This is a genomic window from Candidatus Agathobaculum pullicola, from assembly GCF_052117205.1.
Classification (GTDB): Bacteria; Bacillota; Clostridia; order Oscillospirales; family Butyricicoccaceae; genus Agathobaculum; species Agathobaculum pullicola.
Genome location: NZ_JBQKJP010000071.1, coordinates 1 through 7,525 on the forward strand (window position 1 = coordinate 1; position 7,525 = coordinate 7,525).

General features: G+C 55.1%; 5 protein-coding genes. 1 reads left to right on the forward strand and 4 read right to left on the reverse strand.

Features of this window, described 5'->3' with window-relative positions; genetic code table 11:
• Positions 1-134 precede the first annotated feature (134 nt).
• Together ACTQ3V_RS14930 and ACTQ3V_RS14935 are read right to left on the reverse strand one after the other, a co-directional pair.
• Entirely contained in the window at positions 135-872 is a 738-nt protein-coding gene (locus ACTQ3V_RS14930) for a type 1 glutamine amidotransferase (protein WP_441468209.1), read from the reverse strand.
• Between the two features lie 15 nt (positions 873-887).
• A complete protein-coding gene (locus ACTQ3V_RS14935) occupies positions 888-2,258 on the reverse strand; it encodes a MurT ligase domain-containing protein (protein WP_441468210.1) in 1,371 nt (456 codons plus the stop codon).
• A gap of 310 nt (positions 2,259-2,568) precedes the next feature.
• Here ACTQ3V_RS14935 and ACTQ3V_RS14940 point away from each other — a divergent pair, with 310 nt between their 5' ends.
• The gene (locus ACTQ3V_RS14940) at positions 2,569-4,296 is read left to right on the forward strand and encodes a phospho-sugar mutase (protein WP_441468211.1); all 1,728 of its coding nucleotides are present in this window, start codon (positions 2,569-2,571) and stop codon (positions 4,294-4,296) included.
• Positions 4,297-4,492: 196 nt separating this feature from the next.
• Here ACTQ3V_RS14940 and ACTQ3V_RS14945 read toward each other — a convergent pair whose 3' ends face one another.
• Positions 4,493-5,938 (reverse strand): TrkH family potassium uptake protein, encoded by a 1,446-nt coding sequence (locus ACTQ3V_RS14945; RefSeq protein WP_441468212.1) that lies wholly within the window; start codon positions 5,936-5,938, stop codon positions 4,493-4,495.
• Entirely contained in the window at positions 5,935-7,308 is a 1,374-nt protein-coding gene (gene trkA / locus ACTQ3V_RS14950; RefSeq protein WP_441468213.1) for a Trk system potassium transporter TrkA, read from the reverse strand. Before trkA ends, ACTQ3V_RS14945 begins: the two co-directional genes overlap by 4 nt.
• Positions 7,309-7,525: the final 217 nt, after the last annotated feature.

Genomic DNA, 7,525 nt, shown 5'->3' on the forward strand with positions numbered 1-7,525 from the left:
GCCAAGCAGCTCGCTATCCATAATCGCCACTCCAACAACTTTCCCATGAGGCCTCTAGGTTGGTTTTCTCCCTTAGAGTTCTCTGTCCAATATGTTTGACAAACCTACAACTCGGACAAACCCACGCACAGGGCTTAGCCCCGGCGCAGTCGCTCTTCCATATAGTCATGCGCGCGGTTTTCCAGCGTGTCATCGAGCGGCGTGAGCGGTTCCGCGCCATCATATTTGTGGCGCAGCGCGGCATGCAGAATGAAATCGCACAGCGCAGGATTCTTGGGCAAAAGCGAGCCGTGCGAATAGGTTGCAAACACATTTTTGTAGCGCGCGCCCTCGGTCTGGTCCTCCCCGTTATTGCCATAGCCCTTGAGCATCATGCCCAGCGGGGCCACGTCCTCACCAAGATAGGTCTTGCCCGAGTGATTCTCAAATCCAACCACAATCGAACCACCGCTTTCGGGCGTGGTACGGTACATATAGTTGCCAATCATGCGCTCTTTCGCGCCAATCGTATGCACATTGATGGCGCCGATGAAGTCCAACTGGTTGCCGTCCCACGTTTTGTAGTACTGCCCCAGCATCTGGTAGCCGCCGCAGATGGCAAGGAACACCTTGCCCTCCTCAACCGCGGTACAGATATCGCGGCCCTTGCCCGCAGCAAGGTCGCGCAGCAGCACCTCCTGCTCGAAATCCTGTCCACCGCCGATGAAGAAAATATCATATTTGTCAATGTCAATCGGCTGACCGATGGAGCACTCTTCCACCGTGACCCCGATGCCGCGCGCCTCCAGCCGCCGCTTCATGGTAATGATATTGCCCCGGTCGCCGTACAGGTTCAAAATATCGGGGTACAGATGGCAGATATTCAGTTGCATGTCGTCCCCTCCCCTTTATTCATAGAACGCCTTGACGTCGGTATGCTTGGCAATCTCGCCGCGCAAATCAAACATCGCGGTATAGGTCGGCATCAGGAACGCGGGTGTTTCATCTGCGCCGACCTGCTCGATCAGTGCGTCGTACTCTCGGATCACCTCAATGCGGTCGGTCGTAAAGCCCGCATACTTCAGGCGGAGCGCCATATCATCCGCGCGCACACCCGAGACCAGGATATGCGTAAACCGCGCTTCCTGTTCGGCCAGCGCCTCAAAATCCACATCCCAAATCCAGCTGATGTCCGTACCGTCCGCAAAGCGGTCGTTGAGCAGAAAAGCCAGCTTGCAGGTCCCCTTGTCGTTGGCGATCAGGTTGATGACCTGATTGAAGCCCGCCGGGTTTTTCACCAGCATCATACGCGCCTGCGCCTTGCCCAGCGTAAACTGCTCGGCGCGGCCGAAGCCGCACTCGAACTGACCGAGCGCGCCGACCGCCGTCTCCTCGTCGATGCCGACTACATGCGATGCCGCCGCCGCGGCCGCCGCGTTATAGATATTGTAGCCGCCCGGCAGATTGACGTGCACCTCGTGCACGCGGCCGCAGATAGAAAGTTCAATATCGGACGAATCCGCGCCCGAGGACAGAATTTTCGTCACCGCAACATCCGGCTCATGCCGATGATAGCCGCATTTGGGGCAACGGAAGCCGCCGAGGTGGCCGTAGGTGATATAGTCGTACTGGTATTCGGTTTTGCAGTGGATGCAGTAGGGCGCATCCGACAGTTCGTGCGCCGCATTCTCGTAAATCGGAACATTAACGCCAAACCACACCACCTTGTTGGGGATTTTCTGCGCGAGCGAGGCGGTCAGTGAACAATCCGCATTCAGGCATAGCGTTGCATCCGGCACATGGGTAATGCCCTCGCGAATGGCGTTTAAGGTATGCGTAATTTCGCCATAGCGGTCGAGCTGGTCGCGGAAAATGTTGTTGACCACAAGGCACTCGACCGGCAGAAACGCACTTGTCCGGCGGAAAGCGGCCTCATCGCACTCAATCAGCGCGTGCGTATACGGGCATTTGCCCGAAATCGTGCAGTGCTGCGCGAACACGGCAATGATACCGGTCAGCAGGTTTGCGCCCGATTTATTGGAAAAGTATTTCAGACCCGCATCGGCAAATGCCTGCTCAATCATGCGCGAGGTCGTGGTCTTGCCGTTAGTGCCGGTCACAACCGTGACCTTAACGCCGCGCGACAGCTCCCCGAGGATATTTTTGTCGATTTTCAGCGCCAGCTTGCCGGGCAGATTGGTGCCGCCGCGCCCGAGCTTGCGCAGAACAGCACCCGAGGCCTTGCACACCGCAACGGCCAGCCGGGTTTTCAGCTTCATAGAATAACCCCTCTATCTGTCAATTTCATATAAATGAAGTATACCGCATTTTCCCGCATAGTACAAGCATGGAAATCCATTGGTCATGTCATTCTGCACAAAAGCTGCGCAAAAAATTCATCAGTTTGGCAAGTGCCGCTGCAAAGGACATTTACATGAAAATGCACAAAAAATCAAGGTGTTATTTGTGAAAAGATACCGGAGTGCATGGAATATGTATGAATTCGCGCAATGCCCCTTGCATTGACAGACAGATATTGTATAATTTAATTAGTGGCTTTTGCCAAATAACAGGATGAGGTGAATACCAATGGATTATATGTCGGAATATAAGCGCTGGCTGGACAGTCAGGCGCTTTCAGAAGAAGAACGCGCAGAACTGCGCGCAGTAGAAAATAACAACGAAGAGATCGAAAGCCGCTTTTTCGCGCCCCTGTCATTTGGCACCGCTGGTCTACGCGGTGTGCTGGGTATCGGCCTGAACCGTATGAACCGCTTTACGGTCGGGCAGGCCGCGCAGGGTCTTGCCAATCTGGTGGTTTCCAACGGACAGGCCGCAATGGATCGCGGCGTTGCAATCGCCTATGACAGCCGTCATTTCTCGCCTGAGTTTGCCAAGCAATCCGCCTGCATCCTTGCGGCAAACGGCATCAAGGCGCTGCTGTTTGATGAACTGCGCCCCACGCCTGAGCTGTCCTTTGCCGTGCGCCATTATGGCTGCATTGCGGGCATCAACATCACCGCGTCCCACAACCCCAAGGAATATAACGGCTATAAGGTTTACTGGGAGGACGGCGCGCAGCTTCCGCCCGCCGAGGCCGATGTAGTCGCCAAGGAAATGGCGGCAACCGATATCTTCACCGATGTCAAAACCGCGGATTACGACAAGGCGGTTGCGGACGGTATGATTCGTATTTTGAGCCGCGAAACCGACGAGGCATATCTCAGCGAGGTCATCAAGGTTGCGGTCAACCCGGATTGCGTTAAGCAGGTTGCGGACGAGTTTAAGCTGGTCTACACCCCGTTCCACGGCGCGGGCTACCGTCTGGTGCCCGAGATTCTGCGCCGTCTGGGCTACAAGCACATCATTTGTGAGCCCGAGCAGATGAAGATCGACGGCGACTTCCCGACCGTCAAAAACCCGAATCCGGAGTACAAAGAAGGCTTTAACCTCGCCATCGAACTGGCAAAGCAGAACAATGTAGATCTCATCATCGGCACTGACCCGGACGCAGACCGTACCGGTATCGTCCTCAAGGACAAGACCGGCGATTATGTCACCCTGTCGGGCAATCAGGTGGGCGTACTGCTGACCGATTACATCATCACCGCCAAGAAGCTGACGAACACCATGCCCGCGCATCCGGCGGTGCTGAAGTCCATCGTTACCACCGAGATGGCGCGCGCGGCGGCCAACAAAAACGGCGTGGACTGCTTTGAGACATTCACCGGCTTTAAGTTCCTCGCCGAGAAGATCAAGCAGTTCGAGACGACCGGCTCGCACGAGTATATCTTTGCCTTTGAGGAATCCTACGGTTACCTGTGCGGCGACTATGCGCGCGATAAGGACGCGGTCACCGCTTCCATGCTGATTGCGGAGATGGCGGCCTATTATCGTACACAGGGTAAGACCCTGTATGATGCAATGGAAGAAATGTACGAGAAATACGGCTACTATTGCGAGCATACCATCTCGATCACCATGCCCGGCGTATCCGGTTTGCAGCGCATGAACGAGCTGATGGCCGAGTTGCGCAACAAGCCGTTGACGGTGATCGGCCCGGACAAGGTGGAATATACCCGTGACTACATGCCCGGCACACGCACCTGCATGGCGGATGGCAAGGTCGAGCAGATGGAGCTGAAGGGCCAGAATGTGATGTATTATGAGCTGGAGGGCGGCACAACGTTTATCATTCGTCCGTCCGGCACCGAGCCTAAAGTGAAGGTTTACATCATGGCCAAGGGCGACAGCAAGGCAGATGCCGCTGCCAAGGTGGAGGCGCTGATGGCTGCTGCCAAGGAGATTGTCAAGTAAACAGGAGAACTGTAAAACAGGGGCGTGCGTCGGTTTCCGGCGCACGCCCTTGCGGCTTTCGGGGCGCAAGAGGCAAAGGCTACCCCATACAAAATATGGTGCGGCGCATGGTAATGGGTGTGATGACCGCGAAGTCCATCAGCAGCCCACCGAGATAACAAAAAACGCTCGCACAAGCGAGCGTTTTCTGTTTAGTTTACTTTTCGCGCTGCCAGGTCGCCGGAGCGAACAGCAGCAGCATCGGGAACACTTCCAGGCGGCCCGCAAGCATATCGAACATCAGGACAATCTTGCTCAAGGGCGAGAAAAAGCCGAAGTTTGCCGCCGGACCGACCAACTCCAGACCCGGGCCAACGTTGTTGAGCGTCGCCGCCACGGCAGTGAAGTTGGTGATAAGCTCTTCATTGGTGATTGACAGCAGCAGCACGGACACGATGAACAGCAGCAGATAGGCGATCATGAACACATTGACCGAGCGCATCACCTCATGCTGCACGCGGCGACCGTCCATCTTATTGACGCGCACCGCCCGCGGATGGATCAGAAACTGCATTTCCTTGCGAATACTCTTGCACATCAGTAGAATACGCGAGCATTTCATGCCGCCGCCGGTCGAACCGGCACATGCGCCGATAAACATGAGCAGCACAAGCAAAGCTTTGCTGAATGCGGGCCACTGATTAAAGTCCACGGTAGAAAAGCCGGTGGTTGTGATGATGGATGCCACCTGAAAGGCGGCATGATGGAAACTTTGGAAGAAGTTTGAAAACATCGGCCGGACATTGATGGCAATTAGCACCGAGGAAGCAATAATCACGCCCAGATACACGCGCACTTCTTCGATGCGAAAGGCGTTTTTCCAGCGCCGCATGAGCAGCAGGAAGTAAACACTGAAATTGATGCCGAACAGAATCATGAAAATCGTGACAACACCTTGCAGATAATAGCTGTCATAGTATGCAATCGAGCTGTTCCAGATACCGAAGCCACCTGTGCCCGCGGTTGCCATAGAGGTACAAGCCGCGTCAAACAACGGCATACCGCCCAGCATCAGCAGCACAATCTCCAGCACGGTCATGCCGAAATAAATGCCGTACAGGTACATCGCAGTGTCACGGAGATGGGGCGAGAGCTTGTTGACCGACGGACCGGGGCTTTCCGCGCGCATCAGGTGGATGGTCTGTCCGCCCGCCAGCGGCAGCACAATCAGCATGAACACCAGCACACCCATGCCGCCGACCCAATGGGTCAGGCTGCGCCAAAGCAGCGATGCGTGCGAGAGTGCTTCCACATCGCTCAGGATAGTGGCGCCGGTGGTGGTAAAACCGGAAACCGTTTCAAACAGCGCGTCCACCACAAACGGGATTTCACCGCTGAACAAAAACGGCAGCGCGCCGGTCAGTGCCAGCACAATCCAGCACAACGCAACGGTAACAAAGCCCTCTCGCGCGTAAAAGCGGGTATTTTTCGGTCTTTTATGACAAAATAGAGCGGAAAACGCCAGACAAATCACGGCAGTTGCCAAATAAGCCATCACCACATGCTCACGGTACAGGATGGCGGTCAGCATCGGAAGGAGCAGGAACAGGGATTCCACGCCCAGCATCCAGCCGATAAGGTAGCGTACCATAGCATGATTCATTGCGCTGCATCCCCCGCCATGTCCGTCCGGAAAATATCCTGCAAGTCATTCATACCACGCCGGGTGGATACCACAATAACGGTATCCCCTTCCCGCAGCACATCGCGCCCACGCGGAATGATACGGCGTCCCTTGCGATTGATGCAGCATAGCAGCACATCCGGTCGGATGGGCATATCCTGCAGCGGTACTCCAATCAAATCATGCGCCGCCACGCGAAATTCAAGTGCCTCCGCGCCGCCGAGTTGGTGCAGCGTTTCCACATTGGAGCCCATGGAGTTCTGCATCGCGCGGGTATACTGGCCAATCAACTCAGCCGTCGTCACCTTGGGGCGAACGACGGTGCCAATGGGCAGGCTCTCAATGACCTCTTCAAAGTTCACGCGGTTGACCTTGGTGAACAATTTCGCCTTGGAATGTCGCCCCGCATGCAGCGAAAGCAGGATATTCTCCTCGTCCATGCCGGTCAGTGCGGCAAACGCCTCACACTTGGCCAGACCTTCCTCATCCAGCAAATCGCGGTCGGTGCCATCACCATGAATAATGGTTGCACCCGGCAGCAGTTCGGACAGGGCCTCGCAGCGCTCCAGACGATTTTCAATAATTTTAACCGAAATACCGGCATCAATTAGCATTTTTGCAAGGAAATAAGAAATTTTTCCGCCGCCAATCAGCATTGCCGACCGGATATGGTCGTTCGGCACCCCAATCTGATGGAAAAATTCCGCCTGCTCACGCGGCGGAACGATCACAGTAACATCGTCGCCCGCGCATAGAATAAAATCCCCCTTTGGGATAAACGTCTGGCCCTCGCGGCGCACCATGCAGAGCAACGCATTGGTGTGAAGCAGCGGATTGACATCGCAAACCGCCATGCCGTGTAAACGGGATCCGTCAGGGATGCGGATATCGAGCAGCTCAATGCGTCCTTTGGCAAAGGTGCTCACGCCGATAGCGGACGGGAAACGAATCAGGCGTGAAACCACACGCGCCGTGGACAACTCCGGGTTGATGACCATGGATAGACCCAGTTCATCCCGGATAAACCCGATCTCTGACACATATTCCGGGTCGCGCACACGCGCAATGGTGTGACAGCCTGCCGCTTTGCTGGCAATCAGGCAGGAGAGCAGATTGATCTCGTCATGCGTCGTGACAGCAATCAACAGGTCGGTTTCCCGCACGCCTGCCTCCTCCAATACATGGTAGCTCGTGCCGCTGCCGGTCACTGAGGTCAAATCCAGCGTGTTGGTCAGCTCGGTGAGATGACGTTCGGACAAGTCAACCAGAGTCAGGTCATGTCCTTCCGAGGAAAGCTGCTCCGCCAGCGCCGTGCCGACCTTACCGCAGCCTACAATAATGATGCGCATGGTGCGCCTCCGATCTTTCTTTTTACTAAGCACATAATATACATAGCGATTATAGCGTTTTAGCGGCAAAAAAGCAATATCCCCGACAAACGAAAACAAATCTTTGCTGTAGGAGTACAATACATCTTGGACAGTTGAATAAAAAAGGATGAAGGATAAGACCACATCGGTTAAAGTTGAGTTGCTATACAACAACTTGTCGAAAGGGGGCCATATC

Coding starts and splice junctions, on each gene's coding strand:
- ACTQ3V_RS14930 (WP_441468209.1), bottom strand. CDS start 872: ATGCAACTGAATATCTGCCATCTGTACCCCGATATTTTGAACCTGTAC.
- ACTQ3V_RS14935 (WP_441468210.1), bottom strand. CDS start 2,258: ATGAAGCTGAAAACCCGGCTGGCCGTTGCGGTGTGCAAGGCCTCGGGT.
- ACTQ3V_RS14940 (WP_441468211.1), top strand. CDS start 2,569: ATGGATTATATGTCGGAATATAAGCGCTGGCTGGACAGTCAGGCGCTT.
- ACTQ3V_RS14945 (WP_441468212.1), bottom strand. CDS start 5,938: ATGAATCATGCTATGGTACGCTACCTTATCGGCTGGATGCTGGGCGTG.
- trkA (WP_441468213.1), bottom strand. CDS start 7,308: ATGCGCATCATTATTGTAGGCTGCGGTAAGGTCGGCACGGCGCTGGCG.